The sequence below is a fragment of the Clostridium pabulibutyricum genome (genome assembly GCF_058242705.1).
Genome location: NZ_JBZAYZ010000002.1, coordinates 107677 through 128607 on the forward strand (window position 1 = coordinate 107677; position 20931 = coordinate 128607).

Annotated in this window: 20 protein-coding genes and 1 other annotated feature; of the genes, 6 read left to right on the plus strand and 14 right to left on the minus strand. The window is 33.4% G+C overall.

The features are described 5' to 3' along the window. Positions 1–72: 72 nt before the first annotated feature. The 13 genes from AC4CVH_RS03810 to AC4CVH_RS03870 form a co-directional block, all read right to left on the minus strand. Positions 73–966, minus strand: a complete 894-nt coding sequence (locus tag AC4CVH_RS03810) for a class II fructose-bisphosphate aldolase (protein WP_490786410.1) — start codon at positions 964–966, stop codon at positions 73–75. 91 nt (positions 967–1057) lie between these two features. Beyond that, entirely contained in the window at positions 1058–1657 is a 600-nt protein-coding gene (locus tag AC4CVH_RS03815; protein ID WP_490786411.1) for a glycerol-3-phosphate responsive antiterminator, read from the minus strand. A 44-nt stretch (positions 1658–1701) separates the two neighbouring features. Then, complete coding sequence (locus AC4CVH_RS03820) at positions 1702–2742, minus strand: 2-hydroxyacid dehydrogenase (RefSeq protein WP_490786412.1); 1041 nt, start codon at positions 2740–2742, stop codon at positions 1702–1704. A gap of 118 nt (positions 2743–2860) precedes the next feature. Further along, positions 2861–5758 (minus strand): sigma 54-interacting transcriptional regulator, encoded by a 2898-nt coding sequence (locus tag AC4CVH_RS03825; RefSeq protein ID WP_490786413.1) that lies wholly within the window; start codon positions 5756–5758, stop codon positions 2861–2863. A gap of 167 nt (positions 5759–5925) precedes the next feature. Next, positions 5926–6399 (minus strand): PTS sugar transporter subunit IIA, encoded by a 474-nt coding sequence (locus AC4CVH_RS03830; protein ID WP_490786414.1) that lies wholly within the window; start codon positions 6397–6399, stop codon positions 5926–5928. A 26-nt stretch (positions 6400–6425) separates the two neighbouring features. Continuing rightward, complete coding sequence (locus AC4CVH_RS03835) at positions 6426–7700, minus strand: PTS transporter subunit IIC (protein ID WP_490786415.1); 1275 nt, start codon at positions 7698–7700, stop codon at positions 6426–6428. Between the two features lie 76 nt (positions 7701–7776). Further along, complete coding sequence (locus tag AC4CVH_RS03840) at positions 7777–8073, minus strand: PTS sugar transporter subunit IIB (protein WP_490786416.1); 297 nt, start codon at positions 8071–8073, stop codon at positions 7777–7779. A 245-nt stretch (positions 8074–8318) separates the two neighbouring features. Beyond that, the gene (locus AC4CVH_RS03845; RefSeq protein ID WP_490786417.1) at positions 8319–9782 is read right to left on the minus strand and encodes an aryl-sulfate sulfotransferase; all 1464 of its coding nucleotides are present in this window, start codon (positions 9780–9782) and stop codon (positions 8319–8321) included. A gap of 17 nt (positions 9783–9799) precedes the next feature. Beyond that, positions 9800–10828: an aliphatic sulfonate ABC transporter substrate-binding protein gene (locus AC4CVH_RS03850; protein ID WP_490786418.1), complete on the minus strand. Its 1029-nt coding sequence runs from the start codon at positions 10826–10828 to the stop codon at positions 9800–9802. A 25-nt stretch (positions 10829–10853) separates the two neighbouring features. Next, entirely contained in the window at positions 10854–11627 is a 774-nt protein-coding gene (locus tag AC4CVH_RS03855; RefSeq protein ID WP_490786419.1) for an ABC transporter ATP-binding protein, read from the minus strand. Between the two features lie 12 nt (positions 11628–11639). After that, positions 11640–12416 carry an ABC transporter permease gene (locus AC4CVH_RS03860; RefSeq protein WP_490786420.1) on the minus strand — a complete coding sequence of 259 codons (777 nt, stop codon included), beginning with the start codon at positions 12414–12416 and terminating at the stop codon, positions 11640–11642. A gap of 134 nt (positions 12417–12550) precedes the next feature. Then, positions 12551–12792, minus strand: a binding site (T-box leader). A 123-nt stretch (positions 12793–12915) separates the two neighbouring features. Then, a complete protein-coding gene (locus AC4CVH_RS03865) occupies positions 12916–13644 on the minus strand; it encodes a polysaccharide deacetylase family protein (protein ID WP_490786421.1) in 729 nt (242 codons plus the stop codon). Positions 13645–13733: 89 nt separating this feature from the next. Then, entirely contained in the window at positions 13734–14714 is a 981-nt protein-coding gene (locus AC4CVH_RS03870; protein ID WP_490786422.1) for a DMT family transporter, read from the minus strand. 146 nt (positions 14715–14860) lie between these two features. Here AC4CVH_RS03870 and AC4CVH_RS03875 point away from each other — a divergent pair, with 146 nt between their 5' ends. From AC4CVH_RS03875 to AC4CVH_RS03900, 6 genes are all read left to right on the plus strand, one after another. Continuing rightward, positions 14861–15415 (plus strand): helix-turn-helix domain-containing protein, encoded by a 555-nt coding sequence (locus AC4CVH_RS03875; RefSeq protein ID WP_490786423.1) that lies wholly within the window; start codon positions 14861–14863, stop codon positions 15413–15415. A gap of 214 nt (positions 15416–15629) precedes the next feature. Further along, entirely contained in the window at positions 15630–16142 is a 513-nt protein-coding gene (locus AC4CVH_RS03880; protein ID WP_490786669.1) for a sigma-70 family RNA polymerase sigma factor, read from the plus strand. Continuing rightward, positions 16139–16588, plus strand: coding sequence for a hypothetical protein (locus tag AC4CVH_RS03885; protein ID WP_490786424.1), 450 nt, complete (start codon positions 16139–16141; stop codon positions 16586–16588). The genes AC4CVH_RS03880 and AC4CVH_RS03885 overlap by 4 nt, the downstream gene beginning before the upstream one ends. Next, positions 16578–17105: a hypothetical protein gene (locus AC4CVH_RS03890; protein WP_490786425.1), complete on the plus strand. Its 528-nt coding sequence runs from the start codon at positions 16578–16580 to the stop codon at positions 17103–17105. Before AC4CVH_RS03885 ends, AC4CVH_RS03890 begins: the two co-directional genes overlap by 11 nt. Further along, positions 17098–17391, plus strand: a complete 294-nt coding sequence (locus tag AC4CVH_RS03895) for a LiaI-LiaF-like domain-containing protein (RefSeq protein WP_490786426.1) — start codon at positions 17098–17100, stop codon at positions 17389–17391. Before AC4CVH_RS03890 ends, AC4CVH_RS03895 begins: the two co-directional genes overlap by 8 nt. A 237-nt stretch (positions 17392–17628) precedes the next feature. Continuing rightward, positions 17629–18636: a hypothetical protein gene (locus AC4CVH_RS03900; protein WP_490786427.1), complete on the plus strand. Its 1008-nt coding sequence runs from the start codon at positions 17629–17631 to the stop codon at positions 18634–18636. Positions 18637–18674: 38 nt separating this feature from the next. On the opposite strand, the gene AC4CVH_RS03905 is transcribed toward AC4CVH_RS03900, so the two are convergent. After that, the gene (locus tag AC4CVH_RS03905) at positions 18675–20879 is read right to left on the minus strand and encodes a heavy metal translocating P-type ATPase (protein WP_490786428.1); all 2205 of its coding nucleotides are present in this window, start codon (positions 20877–20879) and stop codon (positions 18675–18677) included. Between the last annotated feature and the right edge of the window lie 52 nt (positions 20880–20931).

Below are 20931 nucleotides of genomic sequence, written 5' to 3' on the forward strand. Positions count from 1 at the left end.
TAAAAAGGAGACCGTGGAAATTTACACAGTCCTCCTTTTATTTTTTCATAACCCCATCGATTGAAAACCAATCTATAATTTTGCCTTTCCAGCAGAACCAAAGAGCTTCATTTTACTTTCTACAACCATTTTCATTGCTTCAAGCGGCTTTGCATAAGCACTTGACGGCCATATGGCCATATGTTCTTCTGAATTTAAAAGTTCCTTCAGTGAAGTAAAAAATCCAGTTAGCATCTCTGAAAAAATATTTATTTTACATATTCCAAGCTGTATTGATTTTTTTAATGCATCATCCGGTGTTCCTGAACCACCATGCATTACCATAGGAACCTTTGATTTCTTATTCAATACATCAAGCCTGTCGAAATGAAGTTTTGGTTCATGAACATATACCCCATGTGCAGTACCTATTGCAACTGCAAGAGCATCGACTCCAGTATTTTCTATAAAATGTTCCATTTCATTTGGATCTGTCAAAAAATCATCAGGATTATCATACTCTCCTTTTTTCTTTTTTTGACCTGTTTCTGAATTTCCAACAATTCCGTCCCCAACATGTCCAAGCTCTGCCTCTACAGAAACATTAAACTTATGAGCATAATCTGTAACTTGTTTGGTAAATTTCATATTTTCTTCAATTGGAAGTACAGATCCATCAAACATTACAGATGTAAAGCCACTATCAACACACTTTTTTATAAATTCCACATCTGTTGCATGATCGAGGTGGAGGCATACTGGAACACTTGCTTTCTCAGCCATATCTCTCAAGCAGTCAGTCCAATACTTAAGCTTGTTTCCTTGAAGATCCACAGCAAGGCCCATAAGAATTACAGGTGACTTCAATTCCTCAGCAGCCTCTATAACCGTCATCGCCATATCATTATTGCTTACGTCAAACGCACCAACTGCATATTTTCCCTTTCGTGCATCATCCAATATACTTTTCAAATTTACAAGTGACATTTTTATTCCTCCCTAAATATTTAATAAAAAAATTCAGCCAAAAGCCACTATCATGACCTCCAGCTGAATTCAATTTCCTATTCAACTCATACTATTTTGTTTTAATGTCCCAGAGACTCATACAACTCGTAGTTATTCCTGCAAAACCTCTTTCCCTGGCCTTCAAAGCCATATTGATTTCATCTATAAATCCACCAAGAAAAATTGGAACATTCCTTGCTTTTTTTATTTCATCGCTGAACTTAAGTCCGTATAAATATGGTCTGATCTCTATTGCATCACACTTTGAAGTTGAAATAAGTTTCAATGAAGTATCAAGTGATTTCGAATCCATCAGTGTAACCCTCTGAATTGTGAAAAGTCCAATATCCTTCATCATGTTTGCTTTTGGAGTATTTGCACTTATAACACCGTCCACCTTATACATCTTCTTCAACATATTTATGCCTGTCTTATCAAGATTCAGCCCGCCTATAAGCTCCGCATTCACTATAACTTTTTTACCGTTTTTATGACATTTTGATACCATAGGTCCCAAATTTCCTATATGAGCTTCACTTAAAAGTACATATTCATTATCAAGAGAAAGCGCATAAGCTATGTTTTTATTGATTCTAACAGACGGAATTACATAAAATTTATTTTCTCCAATTTCCACCAAACATTCTCCAATCTTTTGATTTTCAATCATAATACAACTACATGCTAACCATATACGCGGGTTTTGTCAATATGTCAATTTCGAACGTTGTTCATAGGAAGCCCCTGAAGATAATTTTTAATATCATCAAATCCTATTTCAACTGAATTTTTCATGGTATCGCAAGAAGTACCTGCAAGATGTGATGTAAGTGTAATATTGTCAAGTTCAAGAAAAGGACTATCTGATGGAAGTGGTTCCTGGTCAAATACATCTATTGCGGCTCCACCTATCCTTTTATTCTTCAGGGCATCGACAAGTGCATCTGTATCTACCAGTCCTGAACGTGCCGTATTTATAAGATATGCTGTAGATTTCATCTTTTCAAGTTCCTTCTTTCCAATAAACTTTTCAGTTTTCTCAGAAAGTCTAAGATGAACTGTTACAAAATCCGATTGTTTCAAAAGTTGATCAAGACTTACAGGAATGCAGCCGTGATTTTTTATTATTTCAGGATCGATAAAAGGATCATATACTACAACTTTTGATCCAAAACCTTTCAGCCTTTCAACAACTCTTTGTCCTATATATCCAAATCCAATTATACCGACTGTGCACTCACGCATGTCATGAATATATTTTTGATTTACAAATTTTTTGCACCATTTTCCTTCAAAAATCATCTTGTGACTTCTGGCGATATTCTTGTTTTCTGCAATCATCATACCAACGGTAAAATCAGCTACGGCATTTGCACTTCTCCATGGTGCATTTATAAGCTTTATGCCTTTTTTAGTAAGCTCATTTACATCCGCATTTTCATATCCGCCTCTCAGAACTGCAACTAATTTCAATTTCTCACATGCATTTATTATTTCCTTGTTTATTGATGCGACATGAACCACTATTATATCCTTGTCCCTACAATTTTCAAGAAGTGCTTCACACGTTGGAGCTGCATTGACACCACCTTTTTCAATTTGAAGCATACGATCTGTAATAGGTCCCATTGCATACATATCCTTGTCTTCTACCATGGTAACATCGGCACCATATTTCTCAAGTTCAAACATCTTCTTCATTAATTCAGGAGTAACCCCTCCATCAGCTACAAGCAACACTTTTGTTTTTTTCATAATAATTCATTCCTTTCTTAATATATTAAAAAATTCGACTTAAAACCGCATTTTTAAATACAACGGTTTTAAGCCGAATTCACTTTCACTATTCAACTAAAATCTATTTTGTTTTAAATCAATCACATTTCTCGATTATTTCCATAAATTCAACTGATGTTTTTGCCTTCATCAGCTGTTTAACTTTGTCACGCTGTTTTAATATTTTAAAAAGTTCCGTAACTGTATTTATATCGCTGTCACTTATTGCAAGCATACATATCAAATTTGCCATTCTTCCATCATTATCCCATTTTACAGGGCTTTTTAGTCTCATAAATACTATACATGATTTATTGACATATGCCGATAATCCGTGTGGAATTGCTATATCGCCCTTAAAATACGTAGTATTTACCTTCTCTCTTTCTAAAACAGAATTAATATATTCTTTTTTTACATAACCATTGTTGAACAGGACTTCACACATTGTTTCAAGTATTTGATGCTTGGTATTCATATCATAATCAAGCATTATAAATTTTTCATCAACTATTCCACTCAAGCCAATTCTACAATTCTGTTTTAAAATGTAATCCAAAAATACCTTCTCATTTCTTTCGAAATCCTGTTCAAAAGGTACAAATTTTATTCCTTCTATTCCAGGATTTATGGTTCCAACTATGGCAACAATATTGTAATCAACTTTAAGCTGTTCTATCCTGTCTTTCAAATTTTCATCAATAAGACTGAGAGTAAATATCTTTACATATTTATAATTTCTCTCCAAAGTGTTCTTTATATTTTGTGCTATTCCCCTACCGGTGAGACACATCGCTATAACAGCAGGAGGTTTCCTTGAATGATTTGCATAAATCATTTGAAACTTGTATTTTGAATTTATCAATTCATAGTATATATCATCAAGTCCCTTTTCTTCTTCAACATATACCTTTCTCACAGCCTCAAGCACAGTAAGAAGGTCTATCCTGTCTATGGTTCTCGTTTTTATCCCCGTCTTCTTATTTATTTCCTCGCCTATATTTACAAGCGAACCCATATCAACAAGAAAAAGTATGCCTTTATCATTGTTAAGTATTTTTGATATTTCTATTGTTTTCTCAAATATTTTGCTTGGATTTACTTCAAGCGGCATATCTATTGCAATAGGTGAATTTATATTCATGAGCTTATTGACAACAGCAACCATTTCAGTTGCTATTTTACCATGACATATCACAATTATTCCTATTTTTTTTCTTTTAATTTTTGTTTCAATTATTTTTTTTACGTATATTGCAATAAAACCTATTTCATCTTCTGGTATTCCTATTTTTTCACATTTTTCAATTTCCAGCGCAAGCTTTGCTGCAAGCTGGTACTCCTCTTTCATGTTTTCTTTGATATATGATATATTTGGATTTATTATTTCAAATTTATAACGTATTCTCTTTACTGCCTCATTTATATGAATTGCAAGGTATATTATAAAATTTTTATTTATACTCCGATTATTGTACTTGACTTTTAATTCTTGGATAAATTTTTTTAAGATGTTTAATATATTATCCTTTATAATGTACTTCAAACTGTCAAAATGAATTATGCCTTTTTTCTCTCCTTCAAAATCTATATTGTTGAAATTTTTTATAATAAAAGACCACATTATCTTTTCCATTTCTTTCTGAGACAAATCCATTCGCTTCAGTTGATTATATTTATTTTCTATTTTCTCATATATATCCCTCGGCAGAGAATACTTAGTTTCATCTGCAACATCAGTACCTCCAACACCCACAATACTCTTTGGAACAAAAAGTTTATCATTTATAATCATATTAAGCTCAGATATATCATAATTGTTTATTATAGCATCTTCACTGAAAAAATTGTTATAGAGCATCTCATTAAGACCTATATCTATTTCATCTTTTCCTGAATTTATCTTGTCTATATAGGCATTGGCACAAGTTACCTGAATTTCACTTTTTATCTGACCTATATTGCCCTGGTAACTTTTGAGTGCAAAAGACTTTATTATTTTGTCACTTACAAATATATTAGAATTTGTCCTGTCTGCTTCCATCTGAAAAAATGTATATATAAGTCTGACTTTTTCTCTTATAGATCTATCTTTTAGAGACGGTATTGAAATAAGCATTGGAATTCTTCTTCTAAAACTTGTAAGAAGCACTGATTCAATATCTTCTGTAGTCGCGCCTATAAAAAATACATTTGCCTTTCTGTCATTATATGTTTCACCAAGCCTTTTGAATGTTCCCTTGTCAAGAAGCGAAAATAATATTTCCTGGCCTTTTGGCGGGAGTCTGTGTATTTCATCTAAGAAAAGCATACCGTTGTTTGCCTTCTCAACAAGCCCTTCCTCGTCTTCATCTGCCCCTGTAAAAGAACCTTTTTTATAACCATATAATATTGAAAGAAGAAGTTGTGGATTGTCGCCATAATCAGCACAATTCAATGCTATAAAAGGTGCATTTTTGTCAATCACGCCTTTGGATACCGCATACTTATGCATATACTCTACAAAAAGAGTTTTTCCAGTACCACTTTCGCCGATTATAAGTGTTGAAAGACCGAATGGTGGATACAATACAGATGCTTTTGCTTGTTTTATACACTTTCTCAAGCTTCCATCATACCCTACAAGACTGCTGAAAATATCAATTTCTTTTTTTTGTTCCATATCCTTTTTTTCTATCAGCTTGAGATTTTCACTGTATTCATTCAATATCTTGTTTATATAGCTGGAAGATACATCAAATCCACTCTTCACAAGTTTAATCGTAATTTGCTTTGAATCTAACTTTGAATTTTTCTCCTTCTCCAATTTTATAAACTTTATTATAGCAATCTTTTTTCTCTGTCTTGAATTCGGAAATTTTAATTCATGCCTTAAGTTTGTAACAGTTTCCCTTAGTACTGAAAGCCTTTTTGATATTTCATCATCACTTAATGGATTTCTAACATCTTCATTTTCTATTATGTTTTTTACTTTTTTTAAATTATTCTCATTCATATACTTGCTAACCTCCAAATATGCTATTTGAAGTATGATCAATGCTATTTGTCCTGCAAATCCTAATTCACAAAACAAATAGCTCTTACATTATACTTTTTCAACTATCTAATTTTAATATAAATTTAGATTTTATGCACCTACAAGTTAATGTATATATGTCAAAACTACCCAATTCTTAGTATATCAGACATAAATATGTTGAAGGCTTCATCGTGTGTATTTGAATAATACAATTTTTTTATATTTTGTTGATTTTTGCAGTAATTGACTATATTTTTTAAATAATTCAAATGACTATCCTCACCTTTTAATGCAAGTAAAAAAACTATTCCAGCCTCCATGCTTGAACTACTGTCTTCCATTTTCATAAATTCAACTGGATTATCAAGTATACCCATTATAACAGCCGGTTTTATTACATTCTCCCGTTCTGAATGCGGAACAGCTATACCTATAGGCTTGGTTGGAAGTCCTGTTGGATATATATGTTCTCTATTTATGGTTGCATCAACATACTTGTCATTTACACATCCTCTATCCTTCAGGTAATCTGAAAGATATGTTATTACACCTTCTTTTGTATCTACAGAATTTATTCTAAGCACATCATAATATACTCCTTGAATTGTCTTGTCCATAAAGTTCCTCCTTCTAAACATTCAAACTAGAATCCAAATATAAGACTAAATATTTTATAAACTGCCGCAACAAGCGGTGTTCCTGTTGCATCCCATGCTGATATCGCCCCTTTTGCAACATCGTACTTCATGGTTCCTGCAAGTGCCGTCATAGGTTGAGACATATAACTTGCACCCCAGCAGAACAAACATATTATAATTGATTCTATAATTATATTATGGAATATATTTCCTTCAGTTATTGAATTTACAGCGGCACTTTCCCATAAAACTATTATCAAGCTCACAGATGCAATCATGGTATTTCCAGGTAATACAAGAGAAATAAACAATGCTATAGGATACATAATAAGTGTAGTCGGTGTAACTGCCGGATGCCCTATTACTGTTGAGCAGTCAAGTGCTATACGAACATCATTTCTATGCAATTTTGAAGTTAAAAGTTTCCTCGCAGCCTTAATAATCGGAAACCAACCTTCTACAAGAATTGATGCCATCCTCGGAAGAAGCAAGAATGCAGCCGACATCTCAACTCCCAAAAGCAGCGATGGCATAATACCAATCTGGCTTATAAGACCTATAAATATGCCAACAAGTGCCCCCATTACAGTGCTATCTCCTAGTACTCCAAATTTCTCCTCTATAGTTTCAGCTTTAATATTGATGTCTTTTACTACAGGTACCCTCTTCAAAACCCATTCTATTGGTATGGCAATACATGCCTGAAAGGAAAAGTGACTTCCATGCGGCCAGGAACCTCCCGGTGGGAAATTATTTACTTTCTCTATATGAGGTGCTGCAATATCTGCAGCCTTTGTGTCAATTAAAAGAAATACGATAACTGCCAAAGTAGCCATCCAGAAATTATTTGAAGCCACTCCCACAAGTCCGCCGAGAAGCATTGCCCTCCAAGTATTAAATATATCCACATACACGGTTTGCAAAAATCTTATATAAACAAGAAATACATTTAATATAAGAAATAGCAGTACTCCAAAATAACCGTATGTATTTCCAAAAGCATAAGTAAGACATCCCCATCCTATATCTACAACGCTTTTATTAAAGCCGTATATTTTCACTATATTGCTCACAGGCTGTGCCATTGCCTGCTGTATAAGATTTACTATAAGCATTATACCCTGAAGTCCTATAGAAACCTTTAGAGCTCCAAGTATACCCTTTTTAAGAGGTACCCTCACAAATAAAACAATTATTATGAAAAGTCCTACTATAGTCACATTAGAGCTAAAGCCGAAGAAAACATGCATTGCATTTGTTATCTTTTCTATTATTCCCATATTAATCCTCCATTCCATTCAATTTAAACTTCTAACACACCCACCTTATAATTTTAATAGCGCTATTAATTTGAAACTAAAGTGATTTTACAATTGATACAATTTCATCAAGTGCCTTTTGTGCTGCATCATCATCCAGCATTATTCCAAGTGCCCTTACCATAGGTACATCATAAGAATTTTTCATTTCTACTGTTGTAGCAATAAGGTCTGCATTTCCCACTTGTTCTTCAAGATCAGTGACCCTGCATATCTTAACTTTTACGTTTTTTATTTTTTCAGCTTTCATTCTGTCTTCTATTTCTTCTTTCAAATAGTTTGATGTAGCTATTCCTGCCCCACAGCAACATAATATGTTAATATTGTCTTTCATCATATTCACCTCCTTTACAGCATATTATACTAGCAAAATGCATACCAATTACAATCCTCATCTCCAAATTCCTCTAAAATACGGCATTCACATCCATCATAAAATTTCAAAATTACAAAACTTATTATATATACTTATATTATTACAATATAACCGAATGTTTGTAATCGTGTACAATTTTTTTAAATAAAATAAGGCTTAAATGATATAAAAATCACTCAAGCCTTTCAAACATAATCTAATCTCTAATACATTTTTTTCTCATCATCCAATTCATCGTCCGTTATTACACAAAAATTGGATTCCTTCTTTTCATATTCTTCTGTTCCAGCCACATGTATTTCCCTCACTGCACCAGGTTTAGCCGCCCCTGGTACTCTAAATGTGTTTTTATCCAGTTTTAGGATAGGCTTTTCATCAGGTTTCTCAAGCTGTGGAATATACTCATACGGTATTCTATATGACCTATACACCATATTCATCTTAGAAGTTCCATCTCCCTCATATGGGCTTATATATTCCCAAACTATCTCATGATCTTTCGTAACTTCTATAATACGTCCGTCAGATCCTTCGGTTATAATCGTATTGCCGTTTGGCAGACGCTGTGCATTGCTTATAAACGGACTGTAAAATCTTGCTGCATCAAGCGGGACTATAAAACCTGCCTCCTTAGGTGAATACTGCCATACAATTTTGAAGGCAACCGGATCAAATTCAATTACTCTTGAATAATCCCTCAAGGCATTTCTATTTCCAGTAGGTGATCCCGGATTAGGAGCTCCGTATCCTGCCCAGCCTCCATTATCAAAAACAAGTATATTTCCTTCGCCTGGAAGTCCTCTAGGTATCATATGCACATTGTGCTGCCCTATAATCCATCCAATTTCGCCGAGTCTGCTGTCTGTGTCATACCTCGGTCCCATTTTCCACACAATTTTTCCTGTTTTTTTGCTTATTATGCCAAGTATATTTGCCTCCCTGCTGTCAAATATGATATTATCCGGATTAAATCTCTCATCTCCATTGTCAAACCATCTGTTCGGTCCTAGTAGAGAAATGGAGTTTATATGAAGCCAGTCGCCTACTCCGCCACCTGCAGTTCTCATATTTGGATTTCGGTATAAAACATTTTTTGCCTCTTCATCAAATCCAAACTCATCAAAATGATTTGTGGCATTCCAGGTCCATACAATATTTCCTTTCCAGTCAACTTCAATAATTTTATCATCCAGCAGTACTTTATCTGATATTCTGCCATTTTTCACATTATCATGGCACAATATAATAGTATTTCCCCCATCTGTTTTAGGTTCCATACCAGGTACATAGTATCCTACAGGATTTCCCTCCCTCTGGTAGTCGTGATGCTGCCTAAGCATCCATCTCGGTTTTTCTCCAGGATCTTCTATATATTCATGTTTGTCAAACTTCCAAACCACATTTCCCTCCCAGTCAACTTGAATAAGATCGGTCATATCCTGAAATCCATATTTTGAATTTCTCTCTCCACTGCTTCCAACAACATATCCTCCCGGCAATATCTTGTTTGGAAAACCATGAACATTTTTCCATAACTGCACCTCTCTACCGCTCATATCAATGAGTAATGCTCCCAATTCCTTGGCCTGAAAAACTGTATACCCGCTCCATGCCTTTTCTGGATTGTAAATCGTAACTCCTGTCGGATAAATACTTGGATATCCCATAATCTATTACCTCCAATTTATTTTTTTAATGATTGCTTGTTTGCCTTTTCATAATATGAATTGTCCAGCCACTTTTCGGAATCAAATTTTTGTGTTATGAATTTCTGATCCAGCAAAAATTTCTGCGTTTGATCAAGTTTCTTTATTGAATCCTTGCTTGTCTCTACTGTAAAAATATCAAAGTTTGGTGCATTGCTGCTGTATTCCTGCTTTATTGCATTCAAACTCAAACCTGATTTTGTAAGCAGTTTGTAGCTTTCATCAGGATTTGTCTTAAAATACTCTTTTGCATCCATCAAAGCCCTAAAAATTGCTGTAGTTGCCTCGGGATTATTCTTTATATAACTATTTGAACCTACAAATATATTCTGTGCACTGAGCTCTGGATATTCTCTTGAGCTTATTACATTCCTTGCAACTTTTTCAGTTTCGGTAAGCAAGAGTGCCGAAGAATCAGTCAAAACAACTGCATCAAGATTTCCAGACAAAAGTGACGATTCAGCATCTGTAGTAACATTTACAAGTTGTACATCCTTCTCTGAAATATTATTTTTCTTCAGTATTTCAAATAGAAATTTTTGTGCATAGGTCCCTTTTGCAAAACCTACCTTTTTGCCTTTAAGATCTTTTACAGACTTTATACTGTTATTATCTTTCTTAACAACTATAGTCGAATGTATCTTATCCTCGGTTGTTCCAAGAAGACTTATATCAGCACCTTTTGACTTCAATATAATTCCTGGAAAATCAGCATACATTGCAAAATCAATTTTTTTACTTAATAAAGCTTCATTTACTGCAGGCCCCTGTGCCGAAAATGGAACATATTCTATAGTATAACCCACTTTTTTGAGCTCACTTTCAAAAAACTTTTTTTGCTGGGCTATACCTGTTATCCCGGTCATAGAATACTGAGTTCCAGGATATCCAAGTCTAACCACTTTTGTTTTTCCATCATTTTTTGAACTGTCCGCTCCATTGGAACAAGCAGTAATTCCGAAAACTAAAATTGCCATTAATATTACTGAAATAAATTTCTTTTTCATAATTATTCCGCCCCCCTATAATCAATTAAATACTATAATTGCTTCCAAAAAACTCTGTATATATTTTTTTTCTTATTTCAGAAAATTCATTGCTGTTTCTGTCTCTAGGCCTTTCAAGTTCTATATCAAGCTCTATCTTCACCTCTGAAGGTCTCGACGACATTATTAAAATTTTATCGCTTAAATATATTGCTTCATCTATATCATGGGTAACAAGCAGCATGGTAGTTTTTTCTTTTTGCCAGATTTTCAAAATTTCCTTTTGCATCTGAAGCCTTGTAAGAGCATCCAGTGCCCCGAAAGGTTCATCCAAAAGCAAAACCTTTGGTCTGTGAACCAATGCTCTTGCAATAGCCGCTCTCTGAGCCATACCTCCTGACAATTGTTTTGGATATGCGTTTTCAAATCCCTTTAGTCCAACAAGTTCAATATGATCCATCACAAGTTTTTCTTCTTCCTCCTTCGAAATTCCATATAAGCCAAATTTAATATTTTCCTTGACAGTAAGCCACGGCAATAACCTATGATCCTGAAATACCATTCCCACATCCGTACCATTTTGAACTACTTCTTTTATCTCCGATCCATTTAGAACAACGGAGCCTACATTGTATCCTACCAATCCTGCTATTATTTTGAGTAATGTACTCTTGCCGCATCCGCTGTGACCTATGATGCTGACAAACTCACCCTTCTTTGCAGAAAAATTTACATTATCCAATATCCTCATTTGTTTATTGTCAACAATATAACTTTTATCCAAATTACTCACTTTTAATTCTCCATTTTGGAAACTCACATCTACTCCTCCTTAAACTGTCTGCCACTTTGTTACTGCTTTAGATAACTTTCTAAGTCCTACATCCATTAGAAGTCCTATTATACCTATTACAAACATACCAACTATGACAACATCCGGCTGCATAAGGCTTCTTGCATCATTTATCCTGTAGCCAATTCCGGAACTTGAAGCTATCATTTCTGCTGCAACTACTGACATCCATGATGAACCAGCACCAAGTCTCAATCCAACAAATATACTAGGTACAGCTGAAGGCAGATAAACCTTTCTAAACAAGTCCAACTTTTTTATCTTGTACAATTTTGCAACTTCAATATACTCTTTAGGAACACTTACTATACCATTTATAGTATTTAACAAAACTGCAAAGAATGCTCCCATGGCAATCATGATAACCTTCGAAGTTTCTCCTATACCAAACCACAATATAAAAAGTGGTATCCATGCAAGTGGTGGTATTTGCCTTACGCTGTTAAATATTATTGTAAAAAAATTATTCGTTCTTCTTGATATTCCCATCGCAATTCCAAAAACTATTCCAAAAACAGCCCCACCTAAATACCCTTTTATTACTCTTGATAAACTCGAAATTAAATCATTTAACAGTTGTCCACTCTGTATTTGAGATACAAAGGACTTGACCACACTTGAAATTGGCGGCAGCAATATGGACGGTACTAGTCCAAATTTACTAACAAATTCCCATATTAAAATAATCAATATTGGCAGTATGATGTAATTTATTTTTTTTCCTACTGATCCACTCTTGCTAACATTAGATTTCATATTTATTTCCCCTTTATATAAAAATTACTTTTAACCAACATAGTCATAAGTTTTTCTATAAAATTATTGAATACTATGTATCCAATTCAATAAATTTGTATTTTTTATAATAAAAAAACTTCATCTCCATAATTTACAGAGACGAAGTTTCATTTTCGCTATTCCACTCTAATCGGATTGTTAAAATCCTATTTTTTGCTTTTAGACACAATCAATGTCCTTTCACTATAACGTGTGAATACGATGCAGTCTACTATTATTTCGAAACATAACTCAAGAGGGCACTTCATTTAAATAGAAATTTAGAAATTTTTCACCATTCATTTCTTCTCTTTAAATCCAACATTAAATTACTTTCCTCTTTCAATGTATTTTACATATTAAATTACTTATAAGCTACATTATACATACTTTAAAAGTTTTGTCAATGCCATTTAATTTTACCAAAATAAAAAAAAGTATATAATTCTTTACCTAAGACCTGTTTTTCAATATAAATTTATTTTTTATAAATTGGAAAATATAACTCTTTGGTATCCTTTGTAATTACTTTGAATTCGTAATTGTGATTTTTATAATATTTTATAATTTGCGGAAGTGCCTCGCAAGTATTTTTATTTGTATAATCACAGTGCATCAAAAGTATTATTCTACTTGGCTTTTCTTTTTTGCCAGTGGCTTGCCTGATAAGTTTCCCGACTGGTGTTCTTGGATTTATTCCATCAGAGGTTACCATATTCCAATCGTATATTCTATAATTGGCTTTATGAAGTTTTAAAAGATTTTCATGATTTAGGCGTTTCCAGCTTCCTCCAGGAAATCTCATTATATTCGGCCTTATTCCAACGACTCTTTGAATTTCATTTGCAGTCTCCTCCATTTCTTTTACAAAAGCCTGATAACTGGAATATATACACGATGTTTTATGAGTATATGTATGGAGGCCTATTCCATGTCCTTGAGTATATATTTTCCTCACTACATCTTCATTTGGTTTTATCTGATTTCCAATTAGAAAAAATGTGGCTTTTACATTTTCATTTTTTAATATTTCAAGTACCCTATTTGTAATCGTACTTGGACCATCATCAAAAGTAAGATATATTATTTTTTTATCATCTTTGAAGTTCTCTTCTGCTTCAACAAATTTAACTGTTATATTTTCAAATATGAAAATAAAAATTATAAAAATACAAATTGTCGGGATAAATCTACGTTTTATTTTCAAATTATATACCTCCAGCTATTAATAATATTGTATTCAAAAATATTATTTACAAAAAAATAAATTTGATAACTGTAAATATATTCATTAAATCAATGTCCTGTATTAGGTAACTGCTGAGTAAAATTATCTTCAGTTTTTTCTGCAGTGCAGCTATTTAAAATCATTCCAACAACAATAAATGTTATGCCTATAAGATCCAGCTTTGTGGGTATTTTATCATTGAAAAATAGAACTCCTCCAAGTAATGTAAATATTACTTCTCCAGACTGTGTACATTCAACTGCTGCAAGTTTTTTCTGACTACTGCTTACAATATCAGTTGCTCTAAAAAATAATACCGTTGCAACTACTCCCGAGCAAACTGCAACTATAAATGACTGGATTGCCTGACCTTTGCTTGGAAGACCTACATACCCAATTCCAAATACAGACAATACAACCCAAAAAGGCATACTGCATAATGTCATACCAAAAACTCTCTGAAAAGTATTAAACTTTCCTCCACAAGCTTCTATCATTTTCCTGTTTCCAAGAGGATATGAAAAAGCTGCAACAATTACAGGTATAATACCTATAACAGGTTTCATACTTGACAATTGACGTATCTGCTGAAACTGCATCAAAAATATTCCAGATAGAATTATAAGAGAGACAGAGATGACCTTTTTAGGTATCTTGTTTCTAACTTTTACAACTCTATTTTCTAAATTTACTTCTTTAAAAAAAACAGGTGACAGAAGTCCTCCTGCAATTATAGTTATTTGCCATGTTCCTGCAACAAGCCATGATGGTCCATATATAGATGCAAAACTAAGAGGTGCATAAAACATTCCAAATCCTACAGTGCTCCATATAGTCCATCTTGCAGGATGTTTAACTATGTCTTGAATTACTTCCTTAAGTTCACATTTTGCCACCATGATTAGAAACAAAATTGGAAGAGTAAAAATGTACCTTAGCGAAGCACTCCATATCCAGCTTCCTCCATGAAAATTCATTTGTTGGTTCAAGACAAACGTAAAAGCAAAAAAGAATGAAGCCATTATTCCAAGTAAAATTGCTTTTTTCATAAATATTACTTCCCATCTATAATTTTGTATAATATATTATACAAAATTATATTATATTATACAATAGATATATTTCGTTTATAGATTTTATCAAGGTTATTTGTTATTATAAAATTAATGCAAAATTCTTATACGAGGAGATATTTATGAAAAATTTAAATATTATAATAGGCAACAAATTAAAAGATGTGAGATTGAAAAAAAATTTAAGTCTTGATAATGTATCTAAATTAACCGGTGTAAGCAAAGGAATGCTGGGTCAAATAGAAAGAGGTCTGTCAAATCCTACTGTATCTACCTTGTGGAAAATATCAACAGGCCTTAAAGTGTCATTTTCTTCTTTTATTAACGAAGAAAATGACACTTTAAAAATAATACATAAATCAGATATCGTTCCTCTTAAAGAAGAAGGAAGCAAAATGAAGCTTTATCCTGTATTTCCTTTCGATGCAAATAGTGGATTTGAAATATTTACAATAGAACTTGAACCAGGATGCAACCATCTGTCTGAACCTCACAACGATGATATTGAAGAATATATACTGATTTCAGAGGGTTCAATGACTATGAATATAGATAATAAACAATTTATCATGAAAAGTGGTGATTGCCTCAAATTTAAAGGCAACACACAACATTCGTATATAAACAATACTTCCCGCAAAGTCGTATTTCAAAATATAATAATGTATTATAAATAAAACTTATTACTAACAATACACACAAAATAACTTTTTCAGAATACTTCAAAGATAAGATTCCATGTTGTTGTGATTTTTCTAATTCCACCTTTTATGTAAATAACTACTTATCCCAATTCTCATTTCTCCATAACTTAATATAAAATAATTTTTTAGAAATACTTGAAGTGTTTTTCTGTTTTAAATCGTTATATTATTGAGAGGTCGAAAGGTGGTGGTGATCATTGAAAATATACAATTCGAAAATTGCATGAGAAAATATGGACGATTAATCATTACCATTTGTACATCCTACACGGGAAATTACTTCGATGCAGAAGATATTTCACAGCAAGTATTTTTGACTGTATATAAAAATATGCACAAATTCCATGGAGGAAATTTAAAGGCCTGGCTTGTAAAAATTGCAATAAACAAGTGTAAGGATTATGTTAAAAGTCCTGCAAGGGATATACAAAATCTTGAGTTGGAAGACTACAACTCTATTAAAGATTCAAGTATCCTGCCATTAGAAACTCTTGAAATAAAATATAGTACAGAACAAGTATACAATCTCTGCAGAAAATTAAAAGACCCTTATAAAACAGTTGCCGTAAACTATTTCTGTAAAGACATGAAGCTTTCAGATATGGCAAAGCAAACAGGCGAAAATCTAAAAACACTTCAAACCAGGCTCTATAGGGCAAAAAAACTGCTTAAAGTTTTATGGAAGGAGGAATTTACTTGATTGATTATTTATTCGACAAAACAGGGCATATAAGTAAAACATCTATAGAAAAATTTAAAACCGGATCTCTGAACAGTGAAGAGCTGGAAAATTTCAGCCGGCATACTCAAGCTTGTGAAAAGTGTGCACAGCGTGTTGCGGAAAGCTTCTGTGAAAATGAGCTTTTAGATCTTCCCTATGGTTTTGAAGAAGAAGTAAAAAACAAAATACACAGCAGTTCGCAAAAGCACAGAGAACTTTTTGTTTATTCATTTAGAGTTATAACAGCAGCGTGCCTGGCTCTCATGATAGTTTTTTCAAGTAATTTTAAATTCATAGCCAATATTGAAACCAAAGCAACAAATTTTAGTCCGCCAAATGACAAGTATATACATTTAATTAATACAAAGCTATTGAATTTTACAAATAATATAATTAACATGGAGGTATTCCATCATGAAAAATAAAAAGGGTAACTTTTTAACAATTGTTTTTTCGTTTCTGCCGGGAGCAGGGCATATGTATATGGGTTTTATGAAGATGGGTGTGTCATTTATGTCTGCATTTTTCTTTATCATATTTCTTTCAACATGGCTTAATATATCACCTCTTTTATACAGTATACCTGTAGTGTGGTTCTATTCATTCTTTGACTGTATAAACAAGCAATTTTCATCTGAAGAACAATTTGAATCATTGGAAGACGGATATATGTTTTCAATCAATAAATTTCTCAAGCTGGATCAGGGATTATTCAAAAAGAGAAGACTTCTTTTAGGGATAATTGTTATTTTGATTGGAATATATCTCATATGGAATAATATTAAATATGTGATGCTGGAATATATTGGGCAATACGCATACGATTTTATAAATGCTATTGCTTCAGTTACACCTCAGGTAACAATTGGAATTATTATTATTGCAGCTGGAATAAAATTGATTATTGGAAAGAAAAAGGAGCTGGATATGGATCATGAGTAAAGGGAGACGAGTTGGCACTCTTACAGCAGGAATAATGCTTGTATCATTTGGAGTATTATTTTTAATTGATACATTCTTCAAAAACATAAATTATAATTTTATAATGAATTTCTGGCCCGTTGTCTTTATCCTGCTTGGTATTGAAATTCTCCGAGCATATGTAGTAAACAAAGACGAAAAGATAAATTATGATACCGGTGCCATATTCCTTGTTATAGTAATTTCCTGTTTTTCAATGGTCATGGCATGGGCCGAGTTTATGCTTAAAAATCATATAGTGTACTAAAAAACCTCATCCATACATTAAAAAGATGATCTCTGCAGCAATAGGGATCATCTTTTTAATATATGTAATATTCCTCATAAAGCTTGATTTTAAAACATAATAATATATAAATAAAATTATTACCAACTTGTAAACATTGGCTGTAGCTAACTCCAAAGGCTATTTTTAGTTTGACACAGCTTTATATGTAATTTATAATTTAGATACGCAAATTCAAAAACAAGGAAGGAATTTAAGATGCTAAGTATTATAAAAACTGCAATTATTACAATAATAATATCGTTCATATCTGGAATATTGTTAGATTATTATAAAAATTTGGCTCCAAGAATATTATGCAGCATAAAAAATATGATACCTATGAAAAAAGATGGTAAAAAAATATTCGCATATATGATTACCATACGCAGCTTATCAAAAAAAACAGTACACAATATTACTGTAAACATACAAAGTCCTAAAACTGAATTAAAGATGACAGACGCAAAAATAACGCGTGGTCTCAAGTTTGAGTCTTCACAAAACAACAGCTTTCTTGATGTTCATATTCCATTTTTAAGCAAGGGAGATACATTTTCAGCTACTGTATACACGGAAGATGAAAATTCAATGCACAGCAAACCTATTGTTGCTATCAGATCTCCAGAGAACTTCAAACAAATAGATTCTTCTGGAAAATACGGTTTATCATCTTCTTTTCAAGGCATGCTAAAAGGTTCTTCAAGAAAAAATAATGTTTTCAAAATAGACAGAACCTCGCTTATAAGCATGTTACTTATTTTTATCGTTATATTTGCCGGAACTCTTGGAGTACATTATTTGAAAAAGACACCTGCAAAAAGTACCGGGACTTCAACCAATACCTCTACTTACAAAGGTTCTGACACTCCTGTAAAATCAAAAAACAATACAAATCAGAACAGTCACTCTACAGGTAGTTTAAAGACGCAGGTTCCTCGGTCGTCGTCAAACAGCAACAATAAATCAAGTAGTTCATCTGAGAATAAGTCTGACAACAGTTCAGGTACAGGAAGTTCAGAAAACTCAACAGACAATCAATCAAGTACCTCTTCAAAAGATAACACGGAAAACAGCAGCTCAAATTCAGATGACTCCAAACAAAATTCAAACAAAAACCAGACCCCAAGTTCCGATGGATCATCAGGCAACAGTGATTCAAATTCTCAAAACAGCAATACCGATTCAACTTCACCTTCAAACCAAAATACAAAATCCGGTAATTGATTAAAATAAAAGGAGAATCTTTTAAGACTCTCCTTTTTTTATATTTTCTCGGTTTTCATAGCCCTCATTGAATTCAATACGGCAATTAAAGTAACCCCCACATCTCCAAATACAGCCTCCCACATTGTTCCAATACCAATGGCTACAAGTATAAGCAGTATAAGCTTGACACCAAGTGCAAATATTATATTCTCCATTACTATCTTTCTCGTCTTCTTGCCTATTTTTATGGCTGTTGCTATTTTCGAAGGTTCATCCGTCATTATTACAACATCTGCTGCCTCTATTGCAGCATCCGATCCGACACCTCCCATTGCTATACCTATATCAGCTCTTGCAAGTACCGGAGCATCATTTATTCCATCACCTACAAATACAAGTTTCCCCTTTGATGATTTTCTTCCGGCAATAGCTTCTATCTCCATAACTTTTTGATCCGGGAGTAATTCTGCATGTATCTCATCCATTCCAAGCTCCATACCTATTTTTGATGCAACCTTTTTGCTGTCACCTGTAAGCATTACTGTTTTTTTGATTCCAATTGATTTAATATCCTCTATTGCCTTTTTCGAGTCATTTTTAATCTCATCTGATATAACTATACTTCCTGCATAAATCTTGTTCACAACAACATACACAACAGTGCCCAAAGTCTCAATTTTATCAAAGGATACCTTCTCACTTTCCATAAGCTTGAAATTGCCTGCAAGAATCTCTTCCCCATTAAAATCAACTCTTATTCCCTTTCCTGCTATTTCCTCATAATTTTTCACTAGATTTTTTGGTATTTTTTTGCCATACTCTTTCAATATGGAAACTGCAATAGGGTGATTTGAATAACTTTCGGCATAGGCAGCATAAGTAAGAAGTTTATCTTCTGAAAAATCATTCTGCGCTTTTACCTCTGTAACTTTAAAAACACCTTTTGTAAGTGTTCCTGTCTTATCAAACACTACAGTCTCAACATTGTTCAATGCTTCAAGATAGTTGCCGCCTTTTACAAGTATTCCATTTTTGGAAGCTCCACCTATTCCACCAAAGAATCCAAGCGGAATTGATATTACAAGCGCACACGGACATGAAACAACGAGAAATGCAAGTGCCCTGTAGAGCCACTGTGAAAAGCTTGCTCCTATAAAAAAGGGAGGTATGACAGCCAGTGCAACTGCCGCAAAAACTACAATAGGGGTATAATATCTTGCAAATTTTGTTATGAAGTTTTCCGTTGGAGCCTTCTTGCTGCTTGCGTTTTCAACAAGATCAAGTATCTTTGCAATAGTTGAATCTCCAAATTCTTTTTTTACCTCCAGCGTAATAACTCCATTTTTATTTATAACTCCACCAAGAACATCGTCTTTAAAACCTACTTTTCTTGGAACAGACTCTCCTGTCAATGCAGATGTGTCAATCATTGAAGTTCCCTCAACAACCACTCCGTCTATTGGCACTCTTTCTCCCGGTTTAACAACTATTATGTCACCTATTGAAACTTCTTCCGGCGAAACTTTCTTGATCTCCCCGTTGGTTTTCAAATTCGCAAAGTCAGGTCTTATATCCATAAGCTTGGTAATAGATTTTCTGGATTTTTCCACAGCCATGTCCTGGAAAATTTCACCCAACTGGTAAAACAACATTACTGCAACGCCTTCTGGATACTGTCCTATTGAAAATGCACCAACCGTAGCCACTACCATCAAGAAATTTTCATCGAATATTTCACCTCTGACTATATTTTTTAATGCTTTAAGTATTACTTCACCACCTGCAAGCAAATAAGCTATAAAGTACAAAGCCGCGTTTAAATAACTTTCCGGTCTGAATATAAGTGCAGCTAAAAATATACCTGCACTTATTCCGAGCCTTATAAACTTTGTCTTTCCACTTTTTTCTTCATGCTCTTCTGCTTTGACTCCTCTTCCTTCAACTTCAAGCAATTCAACCTCGGGCTCGACTCTTTTTACAGTTTGCTTAACCTTCTCCATTTGCTGCACTTGTTCCAAGGTATCTCCCATATTTATAAAGAGTTTTGACGAAGCAAAGTCAACAATTGCTGAGTCTACACCAGAAATATGATTTAATTCCCGTTCAATTTTTGCTGCACAATTGGCACAATCAAGTCCTTTTAAAATAAACTCTTTTTTGACGCCTTTATAGTTGCAATCATGCTGTGCAAGTCTATTATGCCTGTTTTCACAAACTACCTTGACACCATTTTTACCAGGATTTTTCAACACCTTGTCCATTATATAACCATCCCTCTCAACTATATGATTAATGATTGCTTTTACGCTACAT

Excerpts from the sequence above, each read along its gene's own strand:
- AC4CVH_RS03810 (WP_490786410.1), bottom strand. The coding sequence starts at position 966 with ATGTCACTTGTAAATTTGAAAAGTATATTGGATGATGCACGAAAGGGA.
- AC4CVH_RS03815 (WP_490786411.1), bottom strand. The coding sequence starts at position 1,657 with ATGATTGAAAATCAAAAGATTGGAGAATGTTTGGTGGAAATTGGAGAA.
- AC4CVH_RS03820 (WP_490786412.1), bottom strand. The coding sequence starts at position 2,742 with ATGAAAAAAACAAAAGTGTTGCTTGTAGCTGATGGAGGGGTTACTCCT.
- AC4CVH_RS03825 (WP_490786413.1), bottom strand. The coding sequence starts at position 5,758 with ATGAATGAGAATAATTTAAAAAAAGTAAAAAACATAATAGAAAATGAA.
- AC4CVH_RS03830 (WP_490786414.1), bottom strand. The coding sequence starts at position 6,399 with ATGGACAAGACAATTCAAGGAGTATATTATGATGTGCTTAGAATAAAT.
- AC4CVH_RS03835 (WP_490786415.1), bottom strand. The coding sequence starts at position 7,700 with ATGGGAATAATAGAAAAGATAACAAATGCAATGCATGTTTTCTTCGGC.
- AC4CVH_RS03840 (WP_490786416.1), bottom strand. The coding sequence starts at position 8,073 with ATGAAAGACAATATTAACATATTATGTTGCTGTGGGGCAGGAATAGCT.
- AC4CVH_RS03845 (WP_490786417.1), bottom strand. The coding sequence starts at position 9,782 with ATGGGATATCCAAGTATTTATCCGACAGGAGTTACGATTTACAATCCA.
- AC4CVH_RS03850 (WP_490786418.1), bottom strand. The coding sequence starts at position 10,828 with ATGAAAAAGAAATTTATTTCAGTAATATTAATGGCAATTTTAGTTTTC.
- AC4CVH_RS03860 (WP_490786420.1), bottom strand. The coding sequence starts at position 12,416 with ATGAAATCTAATGTTAGCAAGAGTGGATCAGTAGGAAAAAAAATAAAT.
- AC4CVH_RS03870 (WP_490786422.1), bottom strand. The coding sequence starts at position 14,714 with ATGAAAAAAGCAATTTTACTTGGAATAATGGCTTCATTCTTTTTTGCT.
- AC4CVH_RS03875 (WP_490786423.1), top strand. The coding sequence starts at position 14,861 with ATGAAAAATTTAAATATTATAATAGGCAACAAATTAAAAGATGTGAGA.
- AC4CVH_RS03890 (WP_490786425.1), top strand. The coding sequence starts at position 16,578 with ATGAAAAATAAAAAGGGTAACTTTTTAACAATTGTTTTTTCGTTTCTG.
- AC4CVH_RS03895 (WP_490786426.1), top strand. The coding sequence starts at position 17,098 with ATGAGTAAAGGGAGACGAGTTGGCACTCTTACAGCAGGAATAATGCTT.
- AC4CVH_RS03900 (WP_490786427.1), top strand. The coding sequence starts at position 17,629 with ATGCTAAGTATTATAAAAACTGCAATTATTACAATAATAATATCGTTC.
- AC4CVH_RS03905 (WP_490786428.1), bottom strand. The coding sequence starts at position 20,879 with ATGGACAAGGTGTTGAAAAATCCTGGTAAAAATGGTGTCAAGGTAGTT.